19 protein-coding genes are annotated in these 16,301 nt (G+C 76.2%); 6 read left to right on the top strand and 13 right to left on the bottom strand.

Annotation, left to right across the window (positions count from 1 at the left end; all coding sequences use genetic code 11):
* Nucleotides 1-68: 68 nt before the first annotated feature.
* Nucleotides 69-1,076 (top strand): zinc-dependent alcohol dehydrogenase, encoded by a 1,008-nt coding sequence (locus H7K62_RS06070; protein WP_186716988.1) that lies wholly within the window; start codon nucleotides 69-71, stop codon nucleotides 1,074-1,076.
* Between the two features lie 163 nt (nucleotides 1,077-1,239).
* Here H7K62_RS06070 and H7K62_RS06065 read toward each other — a convergent pair whose 3' ends face one another.
* Both H7K62_RS06065 and H7K62_RS06060 read right to left on the bottom strand, forming a co-directional pair.
* A complete protein-coding gene (locus tag H7K62_RS06065) occupies nucleotides 1,240-2,010 on the bottom strand; it encodes an SAM-dependent methyltransferase (RefSeq protein WP_186716987.1) in 771 nt (256 codons plus the stop codon).
* 7 nt (nucleotides 2,011-2,017) lie between these two features.
* Nucleotides 2,018-2,467 carry a GNAT family N-acetyltransferase gene (locus H7K62_RS06060; RefSeq protein ID WP_186716986.1) on the bottom strand — a complete coding sequence of 150 codons (450 nt, stop codon included), beginning with the start codon at nucleotides 2,465-2,467 and terminating at the stop codon, nucleotides 2,018-2,020.
* Nucleotides 2,468-2,552: 85 nt separating this feature from the next.
* Here H7K62_RS06060 and H7K62_RS06055 point away from each other — a divergent pair, with 85 nt between their 5' ends.
* Nucleotides 2,553-2,885: a PadR family transcriptional regulator gene (locus tag H7K62_RS06055; RefSeq protein WP_186716985.1), complete on the top strand. Its 333-nt coding sequence runs from the start codon at nucleotides 2,553-2,555 to the stop codon at nucleotides 2,883-2,885.
* Nucleotides 2,882-4,387, top strand: a complete 1,506-nt coding sequence (locus H7K62_RS06050) for a PD40 domain-containing protein (protein WP_186716984.1) — start codon at nucleotides 2,882-2,884, stop codon at nucleotides 4,385-4,387. Before H7K62_RS06055 ends, H7K62_RS06050 begins: the two co-directional genes overlap by 4 nt.
* A 10-nt stretch (nucleotides 4,388-4,397) precedes the next feature.
* On the opposite strand, the gene H7K62_RS06045 is transcribed toward H7K62_RS06050, so the two are convergent.
* From H7K62_RS06045 to H7K62_RS06030, 4 genes are read right to left on the bottom strand one after another with little or no spacing between them, the layout of a single operon-like run.
* Nucleotides 4,398-5,258 (bottom strand): haloalkane dehalogenase, encoded by an 861-nt coding sequence (locus H7K62_RS06045; RefSeq protein WP_186716983.1) that lies wholly within the window; start codon nucleotides 5,256-5,258, stop codon nucleotides 4,398-4,400.
* Nucleotides 5,255-6,181 (bottom strand): phosphotransferase, encoded by a 927-nt coding sequence (locus H7K62_RS06040; protein ID WP_186716982.1) that lies wholly within the window; start codon nucleotides 6,179-6,181, stop codon nucleotides 5,255-5,257. The genes H7K62_RS06045 and H7K62_RS06040 overlap by 4 nt, the downstream gene beginning before the upstream one ends.
* A 17-nt stretch (nucleotides 6,182-6,198) precedes the next feature.
* A complete protein-coding gene (gene arr / locus H7K62_RS06035; protein ID WP_186717102.1) occupies nucleotides 6,199-6,633 on the bottom strand; it encodes an NAD(+)--rifampin ADP-ribosyltransferase in 435 nt (144 codons plus the stop codon).
* Nucleotides 6,634-6,647: 14 nt separating this feature from the next.
* Nucleotides 6,648-7,043, bottom strand: coding sequence for a hypothetical protein (locus H7K62_RS06030; RefSeq protein WP_186716981.1), 396 nt, complete (start codon nucleotides 7,041-7,043; stop codon nucleotides 6,648-6,650).
* Nucleotides 7,044-7,099: 56 nt separating this feature from the next.
* Here H7K62_RS06030 and H7K62_RS06025 point away from each other — a divergent pair, with 56 nt between their 5' ends.
* A complete protein-coding gene (locus H7K62_RS06025; RefSeq protein ID WP_186716980.1) occupies nucleotides 7,100-7,996 on the top strand; it encodes an aminoglycoside phosphotransferase family protein in 897 nt (298 codons plus the stop codon).
* Here H7K62_RS06025 and H7K62_RS06020 read toward each other — a convergent pair.
* Complete coding sequence (locus H7K62_RS06020; protein ID WP_186716979.1) at nucleotides 7,989-8,477, bottom strand: GNAT family N-acetyltransferase; 489 nt, start codon at nucleotides 8,475-8,477, stop codon at nucleotides 7,989-7,991. The genes H7K62_RS06025 and H7K62_RS06020 overlap by 8 nt on opposite strands.
* Nucleotides 8,478-8,699: 222 nt before the next feature.
* Between H7K62_RS06020 and srmL the strand changes: the two genes are divergently transcribed.
* Complete coding sequence (gene srmL / locus H7K62_RS06015) at nucleotides 8,700-9,965, top strand: PheS-related mystery ligase SrmL (protein WP_222437131.1); 1,266 nt, start codon at nucleotides 8,700-8,702, stop codon at nucleotides 9,963-9,965.
* Between the two features lie 70 nt (nucleotides 9,966-10,035).
* Here the strand turns inward: srmL and H7K62_RS06010 are convergent, their stop codons facing one another.
* On the bottom strand, nucleotides 10,036-11,106 hold the full coding sequence (locus H7K62_RS06010) for a hypothetical protein (RefSeq protein ID WP_186716978.1): 1,071 nt from the start codon (nucleotides 11,104-11,106) through the stop codon (nucleotides 10,036-10,038).
* The gene (locus tag H7K62_RS06005; protein ID WP_186716977.1) at nucleotides 11,103-11,636 is read right to left on the bottom strand and encodes an RNA polymerase sigma factor; all 534 of its coding nucleotides are present in this window, start codon (nucleotides 11,634-11,636) and stop codon (nucleotides 11,103-11,105) included. Before H7K62_RS06005 ends, H7K62_RS06010 begins: the two co-directional genes overlap by 4 nt.
* A 239-nt stretch (nucleotides 11,637-11,875) precedes the next feature.
* Here H7K62_RS06005 and H7K62_RS06000 point away from each other — a divergent pair, with 239 nt between their 5' ends.
* Nucleotides 11,876-13,021 (top strand): MFS transporter, encoded by a 1,146-nt coding sequence (locus H7K62_RS06000; protein ID WP_370591641.1) that lies wholly within the window; start codon nucleotides 11,876-11,878, stop codon nucleotides 13,019-13,021.
* Here the strand turns inward: H7K62_RS06000 and H7K62_RS05995 are convergent.
* The 4 genes from H7K62_RS05995 to H7K62_RS23585 form a co-directional block, all read right to left on the bottom strand.
* On the bottom strand, nucleotides 13,012-13,914 hold the full coding sequence (locus H7K62_RS05995; protein ID WP_186716975.1) for an alpha/beta hydrolase: 903 nt from the start codon (nucleotides 13,912-13,914) through the stop codon (nucleotides 13,012-13,014). The two genes, H7K62_RS06000 and H7K62_RS05995, sit on opposite strands and share 10 nt — an antisense overlap.
* A 170-nt stretch (nucleotides 13,915-14,084) precedes the next feature.
* Nucleotides 14,085-14,627: a putative immunity protein gene (locus tag H7K62_RS05990; RefSeq protein WP_186716974.1), complete on the bottom strand. Its 543-nt coding sequence runs from the start codon at nucleotides 14,625-14,627 to the stop codon at nucleotides 14,085-14,087.
* A 139-nt stretch (nucleotides 14,628-14,766) separates the two neighbouring features.
* Entirely contained in the window at nucleotides 14,767-15,579 is an 813-nt protein-coding gene (locus tag H7K62_RS05985) for a DUF305 domain-containing protein (RefSeq protein ID WP_186716973.1), read from the bottom strand.
* Nucleotides 15,576-16,241 (bottom strand): DUF3105 domain-containing protein, encoded by a 666-nt coding sequence (locus H7K62_RS23585; protein ID WP_186716972.1) that lies wholly within the window; start codon nucleotides 16,239-16,241, stop codon nucleotides 15,576-15,578. The genes H7K62_RS05985 and H7K62_RS23585 overlap by 4 nt, the downstream gene beginning before the upstream one ends.
* Nucleotides 16,242-16,301 lie beyond the last annotated feature (60 nt).

Below are 16,301 nucleotides of genomic sequence, written 5' to 3'. Positions count from 1 at the left end.
CCGGCCCACGATGCTCTACTGCTGGGCGTGGCGACGACGACGGGGGTCGCGCAGGAGGTGGGGCAGACGTGCGCGCGTTCGTGCTGACCGGGCCCGGTGAGGGCGGCGTGCAGGACGTGCCTGCCCCGCAGGCGCGTCCCGGCGAGGTGGTGGTGGACGTCGAGCGAGCCGGCGTGTGCGGCACCGACGCGGAGTTCTTCACCGGCGCCATGACGTACCTGCACTCCGGGCACGCCCGCTACCCCGTGGTGCTCGGCCACGAGTGGTCGGGGACGGTCGCCGCGGTCGGCCGCGGTGTCGACGCCTCCTGGGTGGGGCGGCGGGTGATGGGCGACACCATGCTCGGCTGCGGCGCGTGCCGCCGGTGCCGCCGCGGCCTGCAGCACGTGTGCGAGCAGCGGCAGGAGGTCGGCATCCGCGGCGGCCGCAGCGGCGCGCTCGCGGAGCAGCTCGCGGTGCCGGCGACGTCCCTGCACGCCCTGCCCGACGCGGTCGACCCAGTGCTCGGTGCGCTGGTCGAGCCCGGCGGCAACGCGCTCCGCGCGGCGCGGGCCGCCGGTGCCGGGCCCGGTGACCGCGTGCTGGTCATCGGGCCCGGCGCCATCGGCTGCCTCGTCGCGATGTTCCTGCGGGCGGCCGGTGCGGAGGTGCACGTGCTGGGGCTGCCCGGGGCTGCGCTGGAGTTCGCCCGCGGGCTCGGGGTCGGCGAGGTGTGGACGCGCGAGCAGCTGCCGCCGCTGCCGTTCGACGCGGTCGTCGACTGCTCCACCGGGACCGAGGCGCCGGGGCTCGCGCTGTCGCTGGTGGAGCCCGGTGGCCGGCTGGTGTTCATCGGCATCGCCCACGAGCCGACCCCGCTGGACACCCGTGAGCTGCTGCTCGCCGACGTCACCGCGGTCGGGGTGCTCTCGGCCTCCCCGGGGCTGGAGGAGACCATCGCGACCTACGCGTCAGGCGCTGTCGACCCGCGTCCGCTGGTGGCGGCGACCGTGGGTCTGGAGGACGTGCTCGACGTCCTGGCCGGTCACCGCCCGCCCGGCGCCGGCCCCGGCCCGAAGGTCCACGTCCGCCCCTGACCGCCCCTCCCGTCCGTGATCATGGACCTCCGAAGCACTTTCCGACCGTGATCATGGACGTTGTGCACACCTCCGTCCCGGGTACAGCCGCAGCACCAGGGTCCGCTGTTCGGATCCGGCCTCTGAGGTCTGCCGCCGTGACGGGACCTGGCGCCGGGTGCGCTCATCTTCCGGGGCGTCGCGCCAGGAGCAGGGTGACGAAGCCGAGCGTCCCGCGGTAGCCGCCGAGCCACGCCTCGCGGTGCTGCGCCGCCAGCTCCAGCACCTCGCCGCTGGACGGGTCGTCCGGGTGCTCCAGCGCCCACCGCGTGAGCGAGCCCGTCCACGACCACTCGTACGCGTCCCACTCCGCCAGGCTGCTGACGTGCCCGGTCAGCGGCTCCCACCCCGCCGAGCGGAGGGCGTCGACGGTCCCGGCGAGGTCGCGGTAGTCGTCGGCGCTCGCGCCGAGCGCCGCGAGCGCGCGGGCGCTGGGGGGCTGCTCCCAGAAGCACTCGCCCACCAGCAGGCGCCCGCCCGGGTGCAGGTGCGACGCGGCGGCCTCCACGGTCGGGACGAGTCCGCCGAACGCGTGGGTCGCTCCGATGCTCAGGACGACGTCGAAGCGCTCGCCCGCCGACCAGGTCGCCGCGTCCGCGACGTGCAGCTGCAGCCGGTCACCCAGCCCCTCCGCGTCAGCGGCGGTCCGCGTCCGCTCGAACCCCGCCCCCGAGAGGTCGACGCCCACCGCGCGCAGGTCTGGGCTCAGGTCCGGGCTCAGGCGGAGGGCGCGCAGCAGCCACGTCCCGTCACCGCAGCCCAGGTCCAGCACCGAGCGGGGGCCCGGCGGCACGGCCAGGGCGGTGCGCAGCAGCCGGTCGACGCTCGCGTCGTCCAGCGGGGCGGCGACGGGGTGGTCGGCGTGGGCGAGGTCGCCGACGAGGGCGCGGTCCACAGCTCGATCAGCCCTGCGGCTCGGTGAGGTGCTTCTCGAAGCAGAGGGTGCTCGGGTCGTCGGCGAAGTTCCCGTAGCAGGGGATGCGCTGGTAGCCCGCCCGCTCGTAGACCGCCACCGCCTCCGGCTGCTGGGTGCCCGCTTCCAGGCGCAGCGCGTGGAACCCGCGCCGCAGCGCCTCCTCCTCGACAGCGGCGAGCAGCCGAGCCGCCAGGCGGCGGCCGCGGTGCCGCGGCGCCACGTACATCCGCTTGACCTCCCCGACGCCCGGCGCCAGCGGGGCGACGCCCACGCAGCCCGCGTCGTCGTCGTCCTCCGTCGCGAGCAGGCACGTGGAGGAGGGGCCGAGCCCCGGCCCGGCGTCGGCGACGCCGTAGCGCGCCATCACCTCGCGCTCCTGCGCGCGCACGAGCGCGAGCAGGCGAGGGTCGTCGTGGGGGACGAGCAGGAGGGCCACCGGGCCACCCTGGCGTGGTGACCTCGCGGCGATCAACGGGCAGCAGGTCTCGTCATACTCTGATCAACGGAATATCTTTGAAGTCATGGGTACCCAGCGGCTCCAGGAGCCGTCCTTCCTGGTGCTGACGGCGCTGGCCAGTGGCCCGATGCACGGCTACGCCATCCTGAAAGACGTCAAGACGACCTCCGGCGGCTCGACCCGGCTCGGGGTGGGCACTTTGTACGGCGCTCTCGAGCGCCTCGCCGAGCAGGGACTGGTCGAGGTGGCCGCGGAGGAGGTCGTCGACTCCCGGCTGAGGCGCAGCTACCGGCTCACCCGCCAGGGAGCCGACGTCCTGGTGGCCGAGGCCAGGCGGCGCCAGGAGCAGAGCGTCGCCGCACTCGGTCGCCTCGGGGCCCTGGGCTGGACGTCGTGACGCGCCCCGCATCTTCGGCCTCGTCCGACCCGTTCGAGCGCTCCTGCCGCCGCTGGCTCCGCGTGTTCCCCTCCGGCTGGCGCCACAGGCGCGAGGAGGAGGTGCTGACCGTGCTCCTCAACGCCTCCCGGCCTGGGCAGCAGCGCCTGGACGCCGCGCAGGGCCTGGACCTGGCGGGCGCCGCGGCGCTGGCGTGGTCCCGCGCCACGGCGGCCCTCGCCCGACGTGCCCCGGGCACCTCGGCCGGGGCGCTGGTGCTGGTGACCGGTCTGGTCTGGCTGGTCCTGCCCGCCGCGGCCGTGCGCCAGAGCGAGCCCGTGGCGCTCCCCGACGTCCTGCCCGGCTACTCCTACGTCACGGCGAGCGCGTCGTCGTCACCTCCCGGTCCCGCCGTCGCGCTGTACCAGCAGGGGTACGGCGTGGAGCTCGCGGACGCCCCGCAGGCCGTGGTGGTCGGCGCCGGCGGGGCGGTGCGCCGGCTCGACCTGGCCGAGGCACGCGGGGAGGGGGCCCAGGGCGACCCCGGCGCGATGCTGCTGTCTCCCGACGGCCGCCGCGTGGCCGTCGGCCGCTACGACGACGACGCTCCTGACATCGCCCTCCAGGACCTCACCTCGGGGGCGGTCACGCACTCGGCGGTGGTGGCGGGTCGGGCCGTGCTCCCGCTGGCGTGGTCACCGGACAGCCGGGCGCTGCTCGCCGTTGTGCGGGACGCGCCGTGGAACCCCTACTCCGTCGACGCCGAACGCGGTGCCTCCGGCACGCCCGTGCTCGTCGGCGTGGACGGGGCCGTCTCCACTCTCCCCCCGGGTGCTCCCAGCGCGGTGGTCGAAGCTGCGTTCTCCCCTGACGGCCGGCAGGTGGCCCTCCAGGCGGAGGGCGGCTCCCTCGTGGTGCTCGACAGGGGCAGCGAGGACCTGCGCACGCTGGAGGCGACGGGATCGCTGCTGGGGCAGGCCGCCTGGTCACCGGACGGCCGGTGGCTGGCCGTCCGGCGCGCGTGCGCCGTGGGTCTGGTGCCCACCAGCCCTGCGCCCACCGACCCTGTGGCGCCGTCCGGGTCGGTGGGATCGGCCGCGGAGTGCGTTCCGGGCCTGTCGTCGAGCAGCCGCTTCGTGGGCTGGGCGACGCCGAGCGCGGTGGTCGTCGACGAGCCGGTCGACGCCTCCGGCGCGGAGCTCGACCCGCAGCCCGTCGTCGCCGTCGACGCCGTCAGCGGTGGGCGGACGGTGCTGTCCGGAGTGCCGACCGCGTCTGCGAACTACGTCGTCTCGCGCCTGCAGGTCCCGGCGGTCGCGCTCGCCGGTGCCGCGGGGCAGCACGGGACCGCGCCCTCGCCCGGCTACGACCACGGTCGCGGGGCCCTGGTGCTCCAGGTGCTGGCGCTCGTGCTGCTCGCGGGCGCGGTGGCGCTGCTGGTGGCTGCCGCCGCAGCCCTCGCACGGCGGGCCTCCCACCTGGTCACCGCTCGCCGAGTCGGCGGACGCCCAGGGCTCAGCTGAGCCCCGGGCGTCAGGGCAGCTGAGCCACCCACCGCGCCAGCGCCTCCGCGACCTCCGCCGGACAGTCCTCGGGGAGGAAGTGCCCCGCTGGGCCGCCGACGTCGACGACCTCCAGGCCCGGGACGTGCTCGCGGCACCACGCGACGGTCCGCTCGGTGACGAGCACGCCAGGCGTCCCGTGCAGGAGCAGCGTCGGCACAGCGCTGGCGCTCAGGTGCTCCAGCGCTGCCACCATGGCCGTCGCCACCGCCGCGGGCGCGCCGGCGACGGGGACCTGCCGCGCCCACGCCAGCAGCGGCCGCCGCGAGGCGGCGTCCGGGTAGGGAGCGCGGTAGACGGCCAGCTCGTCGTCCGGGAGCGACCGCACGAGCGCCGCGGGCAGCAGCGTGCTCAGGAAGAAGTCCTCCTCGAGCACCATCCGCTCGCCGACACCGGGTGTGCGGAGCCGCTGGAAGAGGTCGCGCCCGCCGTCGTCGAAGTCCTCCCAGCCGGCCAGCGGGCGCAGGTGCCCCTCCATGAGCGCCACCGCCCGGACCCGGTCTGGGTGCCGACGCAGGTGGTCGAGCGCCAGCGCGACGCCCCAGTCGTGCCCGACCAGCACCACGTCGTCCAGCCCCAGCGCCTCGATGAAGGCGTCGAGGTGCGCGGCGTGGTCGCCGAAGGAGTACGAGAGGTCGGGCTTGGCGGAGGCGCCCATGCCGATGAGGTCCGGCGCGACCCACCGCGCGCCCGTGTCCTCAGCGGTCGCGCGCGCGAGCACGTGCCGCCACAGCCACGAGGACGTCGGGTTGCCGTGCAGCAGCACCACCGGCCGCCCGCGCCCCGCCTCCCGGTACGCCATCGACGTGCCCAGCACGTCGACACTGCTCATTGGGTCGTCCACCGCTCCCGCAGCCACGCGAGCGACCCTGCCAGCGACCGGCGCTGGTAGTCGAGCAGCTCGGGGAAGCTGTCCGGCCGGGCGCGGAACGCCGCTTCCGTCCAGTACCCGGCGAGCACCGCGAGGTGCGCGTCGACGGCGCGCGCCTCCGCGCCGCAGGACAGCGGGCTCGCGGCGAACAGCGCCGCCGCGTCGTGCCCGTCGCCCCGCGCGGTGACGAGGAACGTCACCAGGTCCACCCACGGCGCCGCGAGGCAGCCGCGGCTCCAGTCGATGGTCCACACCGCACCGGTGGCGTCGTCGAGAAGGTAGTTGTCGGTGCGCGGGTCGAAGTGGCACAACGCCTCCCCGGCCGACGCCCCCGGCCAGGAGGCCTCCAGCGCCGCGAGCTCGTCGAGGTGCTCGCGGGTCCACGCGTCCAGGTCGTCCACCGCCAGGGCCCGCGGGCGCCCGCCGGCCAGGTCGCCCCACACGGTGAACGCCGGCCCGACCATCTCCGCCACCGACCGCAGCGGCACCACCGGGCTCGGCACCAGCAGTGCCACCCGCGCCTCGACCGCCGCCACCACGGCCGCGACGTCGTCCGCGGTCCACGGCTGCGCCGCCAGGTGCGCGTGCAGCGCATCGAACCACAGCACCACCCACGCGCCGTCGACCGTCCACCCGCGCAGCCGCGGGGTCACCAGCCCGGCGGGCAGCTGCGCGCCGATGCGCGCCTCGGTCAGGTAGTCGTGGCGGCGCTCGGGGTCTCGCGACGCCTTGACGAACACCTCCTCGCCGTCCTCGAGGACGACGACGGCGGCCGCGTCCGACGCGTAGACCCCCGCTGCCGCCGTCGCCGCCACCGGTGCGCGACCCAGCTCGCGGCGCAGCACGTCGACCAGCTCGGCGGGCAGGTCCAGGTCCCGGGCCACCCGCAGCAGTCTCGGGCTCAGTCCTCGATGACGTCCAGGCCGTTCTCGCGCAGGCGGGCGAGGCCGTCGAGCATGCCCTGCACCACCTCGGGGGAGTGGCCCTGCCAGTCGGCCACCTCCCCGACCACGCGCAGCGGGTGCAGCGTCCGGTACGACTCCGTGGGGTTGCCGGGGAACTTCTTGTCGGTGACGTTCGGGTCGTCCTCGAACGGGCCGAGCGGCTCCACGACGTACAGGTGCCCGCGCCCGGTCTCGCCGGTCAGCGCGGTGGACAGCTCCGCGCCCCAGGCCGCCGTCTCCTCCTTGGTGGTGAAGTAGACGTGCCGCAGGGCGCGGTCCCGGAAGGCCGACCGGTGACCGGGCACCAGCTCGTCACCGACCGCCAGCACCGCCCGCGTCCCGTGGAGGAACGGCCCCGCCACGTGGTCGCAGTGGTCGAGCGTCACCGGCACCCGCGCGCTCTCGCTCACTGGTCCGAGCTCCGGCCCGCGAGCTCGCGCGCGGCCGCGGCCTCGTCGTCGTCCATGCCCTCGTGGTCGACCGCGGCGTGCTGGCGGACCTGCTCGTCGATCCAGCGCTGGTGGCCCTCCCACGCCGACTGCTTGCTCACCCCCAGCGCCTGCCCGATCTGCGCCCAGCTCGCGCCGGCCGCCCGCGCACCGCGCACGGTGAGCTGGCGGCCGTACCCGGCCTTGCGGACCAGCACCTCGCTCAGCGCGAGCAGCTCCAGCGCGCTGGCGGGGTCACCGACGGCGGCGTCCACACCGGCGGAGTCAGCGATCTCCTGGCGGCGCAGCGCGTCGTAGCGCGCCGCGGCGGTCATCAGCGTGTGCTCGCGCTCCAGGGCACCAGGTGTGGTCACGAGCCCGCAGCCTCCTCGTCAGGTAGCCCTGACGTCAACCCCTCTAGAGTGACCTCGTGGTCGAGGTGCCGGAGGCGTTCCGCGCGATGCCCCGCTGGTGGCACGACGACGCGGGCCGCGCCTGGCTTGAGGAGCTCCCCGCGCTCGTCGCCGACCAGTGCCGTCGCTGGTCGCTCGCCGTGGACGGCCCCCCGTGGCACGGGTCGAACGCGCTCGTCGTCCCCGTCGTCGAGCGGTCCGGTCCGGGGGAGCCGCTGGCCCTGCGCCTCGCGCCGCCGGGAGACGACGTCACCGGTCAGGCGCGTGCGCTGCGCCTGTGGGCCGGGCGCGGAGCGGTGCTCCTCCACGACGTCGACGACGACGACCAGCGCGCCCTCCTGCTCGAGCGCCTCGACGGCAGCGCGACGCTCGCCGGCGTCCCGCTGCCCGAGGCGGTCGAGGTGCTCGCCGAGCTGGCCGTGACGCTCGCGGTGCCCGTCGCGGCGGACGTGCCGAGCACCGCGTCGGCCGCTGCCGAGCTCGCAGCGTCGCTGCCGGGGGAGTGGGAGGCGCTGGGGCGCCCCTTTCCGCGCCCCCAGGTCGACGCGGTGCTCCGCGCCGCCCTTTCCAGGGCTACCGCGCCCTTCCCGGACCTCGCCGTCGACGGCGACCTCCACCCCGAGCAGGTGCTGCGCGGGCGCCGCGCTCCCTGGCTGGTGGTGGACCCGCTGCTGCTGCGGGGAGACCTCGAGCACGACCTCGCCCGGGTCCTGTGGAGCCGCCTGGACGAGGTCGACGACGACGCCGGCGTGGTGGCGCTCTTCGACCGCTTCGTCGACGTGGCGGGTGTGCCGCGCGAGCGGGCCCGCGACTGGGTGCTCGTGCGGTCGGCGTCCTACCTCCTGTGGGGCCTGCGGCGCGGGCTCACGCTCGACCCGCCGAGGTGCCGCCGCCTCCTCGACGTCTTCACGTGAGGTCGGTGCGCAGCACGGCGTAGAGCACGCCGTCCCGGAAGGCGCCGTCGCGCCACTGCCCACCGCGGACCACGCCCTCGCGCAGCAGCCCCGCCTTCTCCAGGCTGCGCTGCTCGGCGAGGTTCTCCACGTCGGTGTGCGCCTCGACGCGGTGCGCCGCGGTGTGGGCGAACAGCAGCTCCACGAGCCGGCGCTGCGCCTGCGTGCCGATGCCCCTGCCGCGGTGCGCCGGACGCAACCAGACGCCGATCATCGGGCAGCCCGACGCGGCGTTCGGGCCCCAGCGGCGCTCCTGCCAGTGCCAGCTGACCTCGCCGGCGACGTCGCCGTCGTCGGTCACCACGGTGAGCGCGCCGTGCCTCTCCAGGTCGCACCCCGCAGGGGCGGCCCGCGCGGCTGACGGGCCGAAGTCGTCGAAGGGGCTCTCGCCGCCCGTGAGCAGCGGCAGGTCCTCGGGGAGCTGGGGGCGCAGCACGACCACCGCTGCAGTCTGCCCGGCCTGCCGGAGCGGTGGTCCTGGCCCCCGGGTGCCGCTCCGGCCTACCCTGGTCCTGTGGCAGCGCCGCTCCGACGCACGCGTCGATTTGGGCGCCCCCGGCCGACCACCGGCTGCGGGGCCACTGCTGCACGCCACGTCGCGTAGCGCTCCGCAGCCGCCGGCCGGGGGTTGACCACCCACCGACCGAGCGCCAGGAGACCCGCCGTGCCCACCTCCACCTCCCACCGCACCACCGCCGACCTGCTCAGCACGCCTGAGCTGGTCGCCGCCCTGACCCTGCGGGACCTCACCGACCCCGCCCAGGGACCGCACGCTGCGCAGCTGCTGCTCGACGCCGTCACCAGCACGCTGTCCAGGCTGTGGGGCTGCCCCGTGCGCAGCGTGCGGCCAGGGCCGCTGGTAGCCGTCGCCGACAACTACGACCGGCTCGGCTACCGGACCGACGACGTCACCCGCGCCCGCCGGTACACCCGCTACGCCAGCCCGACCACGATGCTGCGCAGCCACACCAGCGCGGCGATGCCCCACGAGCTGGACCGCTACCGCGCTGTCGCCGCCGAGCGCGCCCGCGCTCGGCTCGACGGACGCCGGGCGCCCGCCGTGGACGAGCTCCTCGTGGCGCCGGGACTGGTCCACCGGCGCGACGTGGTGGACAGGACCCACGTCGGAGCGCCGTACCAGGTGGACCTGTGGCGGATCCGGACCCTGCGCACCGACCGCGCCAGCGACCGGGAAGCGCTGCTCGCGATGGCTGGCGCCGTGGTCCAGGCCGTCCTGCCGGGAGCCTCCTGGCGGGCGGTCCCGACCACCCACCCGTACACGACCGACGGGCTGCAGGTGGACGTCGAGGTCGGCGGCGAGTGGCTCGAGCTGGCGGAGTGCGGCCTCGTCGCCCCGGCCGTGCTGCGGGGCTCGGGCCTGGACCCGATCGGCTGGTCGGGCCTGGCCCTGGGACTGGGGCTGGACCGCGCGGTGATGCTGCGCAAGGGCGTCGACGACATCCGCTGGCTGCGCTCCGCCCACCCGCGCGCTGCCAGCCAGATGCTCGACCTGGAGCCGTGGCGGCCGGTGTCGACCCTGCCGGCTGCGCGCCGCGACCTGTCCGTGGTGCTGGACCGCGACGCCGTCGACCCCCCGGCGGGCGGTCCGCTGCTCGACGAGGAGGTGCTCGGCGACCGCGTCAGGACGGCGCTCGGCGAGCGGGCGTCAGACCTGGAGCGGGTGCAGGTGGTGGCGGTGACCGCACACGAGGACCTGCCGCCTCGGGTCCAGGAGCGCCTCGGGACCGTGCCGGGCCAGGTCAACGCCCTGCTCCGGCTGGTTCTGCGTCCGCTGGAGCGCACGCTGACGTCGTGGGAGGCCGACCTCGCGAGAGACGCGGTCTACCGGGCGCTGCACTGCGGGCCCCACGCGGAGCTGGCTCGCCCGTGTGCCGGTGGCGAGCTCGGAGGATCGGCCCCTTCGCTGTGACGGAGCCGTCACGCCGAAGGGGCCGATCCTCCGAGCTCCCTGGACGGGTGCCGTCGGACGCCGGTGGCCGTCAGCGACCTGCGGCTGCCGGCAGCCCGGACGCGGCCAGCTGCGCGCTGACCGCGGCCAGCAGCCGCTGCACCTCCGCCGTGCTGCCGCTCGGCGGGTTCCACACCTCCACGCCCACCACCAGGTCGCCCACGCGCGCGGCGCCGCGCGTGAAGTCCCCGCCGTCGCGGAAGGTCGCCGTCCACGCCTCGTCGGCACCGGGGGCGCTGACCGCGGCGGGGGAGACCGGGACGCTCGTCCACCGGCAGGCCCCGGTGTCCTCGACCGCGTCGCTGAAGGCGCGCCCGCCGGCACCGGTGGGCCACCCGGTGACCACCAGCGACACGCTGACCTGGGCCGGGTCGTTCGACTGCGGGTCCGCCGCCCAGCTCCACTGCCGTCCGGCCACCGCGTCGTCGTCGGCTCCGTCGCAGTACTGGCCCGGAACGGTCGGCTCCAGCCGGTACTGCCCGAGGTCCTGGCCCAGCTGCACGCCAGGGGGCAGCTCCCCTGCGGTGGCGGCCGAGGTGGCCACGTCCGGGATCTCGTACGCCACCGCGAACGGGTTCCAGCCCGGGGTGTCGCGCGCGGGGAAGGTCTCGCCCGGCGCGAGCGGCACGACGGTCGCGTTCGGTCCGCTGGGTGTCCCGCCGGGTGTCTCGCCGAGCGCGGCGTAGTCCGGGGTGTGCGGGAAGGCTGGGCTCGGTGTGGGGGTCGCCAGCGGCGGCGCTGACGTGGGGACGGCCGTCGCCGTCGGCTGCACCGACACCGCCGGGCCACCGATCGGCGCTGACGTCGGCAGCGCGCTCACGGTGACCGCCACGATCCCCGTCGCGCACGCCGCGGCGATGACACCGGCCAGCACCGGCACCCGGGGGACGCCGGGAGCGCGCGCCGGGCGCCGGCGCGCCCCGCGGCGCCGCACGGCCTCCAGGTCCAGCGGGCGGGCGCCGGTCTGGCCGTCCACGCGCCGCAGCGCGTCTCGCAGTCCCGCCTCGAAGGACGACGACGCCGGCCCCGCCGCGCCCGCACCCCCGCCGCGGGCGTCGTCGTCGTCCCGGTCGAGGTCCTGGACGGGCTCGTCGGTGGTCACAGGACGGCTCCTTCGCTGGCCGTGGTGCTGGGGTGGGTGGCGCCGAGGCGGGCGCGCAGCGTGCCGAGCGCGCGAGAGGCCTGGCTCTTGACGGTGCCCTCGCTGCAGCCGAGCGCCTCGGCGACCTGCGCGACGGACTGGTCCTCGGCGTACCGCAGCAGGACCACGGCGCGCTGGCGCGGCGGCAGGGACCGGACGGCCTCGAGCACGCGGTCGGACGCGTCGCTCCCGCCGGACGGCGCCGCGCCGGCGGACGGCCGCTCCGGCAGCAGGTCCTGCAGCACCTCCAGGCGCCGCCACGGGCGGCGCGCGTCGGAGATGAGCACCCGCACCAGCGTGGTGCGCGCGTACGCGGCCGGGTTGCCGTCGGCGCGCACCCGCGGCCACGCCGACCACAGGCGCTCCAGCGCCTCCTGCACGAGGTCGTCGGCGCGGTGCGCGTCGCGGCACCACGTGCGGGCCAGCCGCCGCAGCTGCGGTGCGGCGGACGTGGCGAACGCGTCGAAGGAGGCCTCCGGCCCTGCGGTCACAGCACCTCCTCGGACTCCGTGCAGCAGCGTCACAGCAGTACTACGCGCCAGGCCTCTCCGGAGGTTGCACGACGACGACGACCACGGCGCGGCGCACTGGCGCGGGTGGCGGGACGGCGCGGGGGCGGGACGGCGCCGCGGGTGCGAGGCTGGCGGTCCCGCCACCGCGACCCCGGGGACCACCACTGGACAGCGCACGCCCTCCCGGCGCCGGGTTCGCCGTCGCCTCGGCGGCCTTGGTGCTCACCTTCGTCTCCGCGGGCACCCCGATCCCGCTGTACAACCTCTACCGCGCCGAGGACGGGCTCTCCACCGCCGACCTCACCGTCGTCACCGCCGCGTACCTGGGCGCCGCCGCGCTGTCGCTGCTGGTCCTCGGCCGGCTGTCGGACCACCTGGGCCGCAGGGCCGTGGGCGTCGCGGCGCTGGTCTGCTCGGCGCTGGGCCTCGTCGTCCTGCTGGGGGTGGACGGCGTCGCACCGCTGGCGGTCGGGCGGCTGCTGCAGGGCCTGGCCACGGGGATGGCGTCCAGCGCGCTGGGCGCGCTCGTCGTCGACACCGCCCCGCTGCGCCGGCGGTGGCTGCCGGCGGTGGTGACCAGCGCCGCGCCGACCCTCGGCATCCCGCTCGGTGCGCTGCTGTCCGGGGTGCTCGTCGACCACGCGCCGGCGCCGCACCTGCTCAGCTACAGCACCGTGCTCGTGCTGCTCCTCGCGGTGGCCGTCGGCGTGGCGGTCGGTCCGGAGACGGTCGCGGCCACGTCGGTGCGCACCGCGCTGCGCTCCCTGCGGCCGCACGTCACGGTGCCGGCCGGAGCGGGCCGGCAGCTGGGCGCCGTCGCGGGGTTCATCCTCGCCACCTGGTCGCTCGGCGGCTTCTACCAGGCGTTCGGGCCCACCATCGCCGAGCAGCAGCTGGGGTCCAGCACCGCGCTGCTGGCCGCGGCGGTCTTCGCGTCGTTCACGGTGCTGGCCGTGCTGGGTGGTCCGCTGTCAGCCCGCTTCCGCCCCGACCTCGCCCTGCGCGGGGGCGCGGTGGTGTACCTGCTGTGCGTGGGAGGGATCCTCGGCGCGCTCGCCGCGGCGGCCACGGGACCGTTCCTCTCGGCGAGCCTGGCCGCCGGTCTCGCCCAGGGCGTGGCACAGACCGGCGGCATGCGCGCGCTGCTCGCCCGCACCGGGCCGGCCGACCGCGCGGGCGTGCTGTCCACGGTCTTCCTGGTCAGCTACAGCTGCGCCGCCGGCCCCAGCCTCGTGGCGGGCCGCCTCACCGGCACCCTCACGCTGGTGCAGATCAGCGCTGGCTACGGGGTGCTGGCGGTGGCGGGCGTCGTCGTCGTCCTGCTGGTCGCCCGGCCGTCACGCGGGCCTGGACGTCAGAGCTGACGGCCCAGCTGGGAGTCGAGCCAGCGCAGCTGGGTCCACCCGGCCTTCTGGTCGGCCTCGACGAAGAGCTTGAAGTCGTGGCCCAGCGGCTCGCGCTCGTAGGGGAACTGCACGCCCTGCTGGGCGAAGAGGTCCACCACGGCCTCCACGCGGTCGCCGTTGAGGTCACCGCCGGTGAGGTGGATCTGCGGAGGGGTGGCCCGCACCCCCGGCAGGAAGGTCAGGTACGACTGCGGGTCGCGGCTCATCGCGCCGTCCACCGACCACACCGCCGCGAAGCCGTCGGGGTGCTCCACCCCGAACCGGAACGCGCCGTGCCCACCCATCGACCAGCCCACCAGCAGGCGCTGCGCCGCGCCGGGCTCGACGCGGTAGGTCTGCTCGACGTGGGGGATGAGGTCGTCGATGAAGTGCGTGTCGTACACGCCCTCCCACCGGCCGTCCTTGTTGCTGTCCGGCGTGACGATGACGACGTCGCGCAGCGCCCCCGCGTCCACCGCCGCCCGCAGCCGCTCCGCCTCGGGCAGGAAGGTGGCGTTCGACTGGTCGCGCCCGTGCAGCGCGTACAGCACGGGGTAGGTCTTGCAGGCGGTGTAGTAGTCCGCCGGCAGGCTCACGCTGTACGGGACGGCCTCGCCGTCGGCGCCGGTCATCTCGGTGTCGAAGCGCAGGTCGCCGCTCGTCTGCCCGTCGCAGCTCGCCGACCCGCTGGGCGACGACGACGGCGGACCCGCCACCGGCACCCCGCCCACGCTGACCTGGTCCTCCCCGCGCTGGCGCAGCTCGCGGTAGGCCAGCGCTGCTGCCGCCACGAGCACCACCGCCACGGCCGCGGCGATCGCGACGACGACGCCCCGGCGCCGCGGGTTCGGAGACGAGGGGGAGGCAGCCATCCGAGGAGTCTGCGCCACGGAGATCGCCCCGGGCACCTCGCAGGCCGCCGATCGGGCGCCCAGCCCGCTTCCACCCGCCCCTCCCGTCCCACCAACCCGGTAACGATCAAGGAAGCGGCACACACCTGTGGGTGCGACCTCCTTGATCGTCGCGAGGGAGGTGGGGCGGGTCAGGCCGTGCCGATCTCCCCCTGGAGGGCTCGGATCACGTCGGCCAGCACGCCGAAGCTGAGCAGCCCCGGGCCCAGCGGTCCGGCGGAGTCCTCACCCAGTGCCGGCAGCTGCCGCAGCGCTGTCCGCACCTGCGGGGTCAGGAGCGCCACCTGCGCCGCGACCTCCCACTCCAGCGCGCCCGCGCGGTCATCGGCCGGTGCTGCCAGCGACACCGCCTTCGCGGCGTACGCGGCAGCCCCCAGGGCGTGCGCCCCCACGTGCGCCACGCCGCTCGCCTGACCCGCGGCCCACGCGGCCGCCTTCGCAACCGGCGAGCGGACGGCGCTCGCGGCCCGCCCCGCCTCGAACCGCCGCCGGATCTCCCCGGCGGCGTCGAGGTCGCCACGGCTGAACGCGCGGGCGCGGGTGATGCCGTCGCGCGGACGCCCGTCGCCGGCGGCCTCGGCCTCGAAGAGCGGCAGCACCCTCTCGGCGCAGTCGGCCGCCCACGCGGCCACGCACCGGCGGTCCGCCTCGCTGAGGGTCTGCGGTGACGCCACGTCGGCACCCTCCCACGCGCGGGCCCGTCGTCCTCGCCCTCACCCCACCCCGCTCCCGCGACGATCAAGGACGTTGCACGCACCCGTGGGTGTGACGTCCTTGATCGTCGCGGGGGGAGGCGCGGGGAGGTGGGGGTGGTCAGGAGGTGAGGGGGCCACCGCGGGCGTCGAGCAGGGAGCGCAGCACGGCCAGCTCGCTGGTCTGGGAGCTGACCACCGCCTGCGCCAGCGAGCGCTCCGCGGTGTCGGCCTCGGGCAGCAGCGCCAGCGCGGCCTGCGCCATCTCCACCCCCGCCTCGTGGTGGGGGATCATGAGCTGCAGGTAGAGGCGTTCGGCGTCGGTGCCCTTCGCCGCCCGGAGCTGGGCGAGCTGGTCGGCGGTGGCCATGCCCGGCATCGCGTCCACGCCACTGACCCCGGCGCTCGCGCTCGCGGAGCCGCCGTGGTCCATCCCCTGCATGCCGCCCATGTCGTGACCGCCGGAGCTCTCGGCGGAGTGGCCCATCCACGCCATCACCGGCTCCGAGCCCGTCTGCGGCAGCCCCCACAGCTCCAGCCAGCCGTGCATCTGCCCGGCCTGCTGCTGCTGCGTGAGCATGATGTCGGTGGCCAGCTGGCGCACCTCGGCGTCGTCGGTGGCACCCAGCACGGACAGCGACATCGTCACCGCCTGGCGGTGGTGCGCCTGCATGTCCCGGGCGAAGCCGGCCTCCACAGACGTGTCGGACGGCGCTCCGGCGCTGGCCGCGGACGCGCCAGGACCGGTCCGCGTCACGAGCAAGACCCCCAGCACCGCAGCCGCGGCCAGCGCCACCGCGGCGAACGCCGCCAGCGCCACCACCACCGGTGAGCGCCCGGCCCTCGCGGGCCGCTGCTCGCTGGCGACGCCGGGCTGGTCCTCGCGGGGCTCGGCGTCGTCGTCGTCCGGAAGACCGGCGGGGGGCGCGCTCACGCGGGCGTGCCGACCCCGCCGCTGCACGGGGCGCCCGGCTCGGGGGTCTGCGGGCCCTGGACGTACTTGCGCAGGAAGGTGGCCAGGCGCGGGTCGTCGGCGCTGGGCAGCTGCAGCTGCTCACCCCAGGCGCTCGCCACCACCGGGCTGGGGACACCGGCGTACGGGCTGAGCAGCGTGTAGTCGCTGGCGGAGACGGCCTCGCGCAGCGTGGCCACCTGGTCGGCGGGCAACGACGGGTCGTAGGTGACCCACACCGCGCCGTGCTCGAGGGAGTGGACGGCGTTGCGGTCGGCCACCTGCGACTGGTCGGCGTAGACGCCGCAGTTCTGCCAGACCGCGTCGTGGTTCCCGCCCACCGGCGGGGTCTGCGGGTAGCTGACGGCGCCGGTCACGTGCTCGCGGCCGAGGTCCTTGCCGTACCGGCCGCCGAACTCCTGCACGCCCTGGATGGGCTGGGCCGCCTCGGCCTCGAGGGCGGCGTCCTGCTTCTGGTCGACGACGATGACGGTCGCCACCGTCGCCACGACGACGGCGATGGCTCCGGCGGCCACGCTGATGACGACCGTCCGGTGCCGCTTCTCGCGGCGCTCGGCCTCCTTGCGGGCTGCTGCGGCGCGGGCGGCGCGCTCGGCGCGGTCGATCTTGCGGGGTTCGGCCACGCTCCCGATCGTCGCACGCCGTCAGCGCACGTCACGGCAGGTCATCGAGACCCTGTGGTC

The organism is Quadrisphaera sp. RL12-1S, assembly GCF_014270065.1.
Lineage (GTDB): Bacteria > Actinomycetota > Actinomycetes > Actinomycetales > Quadrisphaeraceae > Quadrisphaera.
The sequence above is the reverse complement of the archived record's forward strand: the minus strand, read 5'-3'. Positions and strand labels throughout refer to the sequence as shown.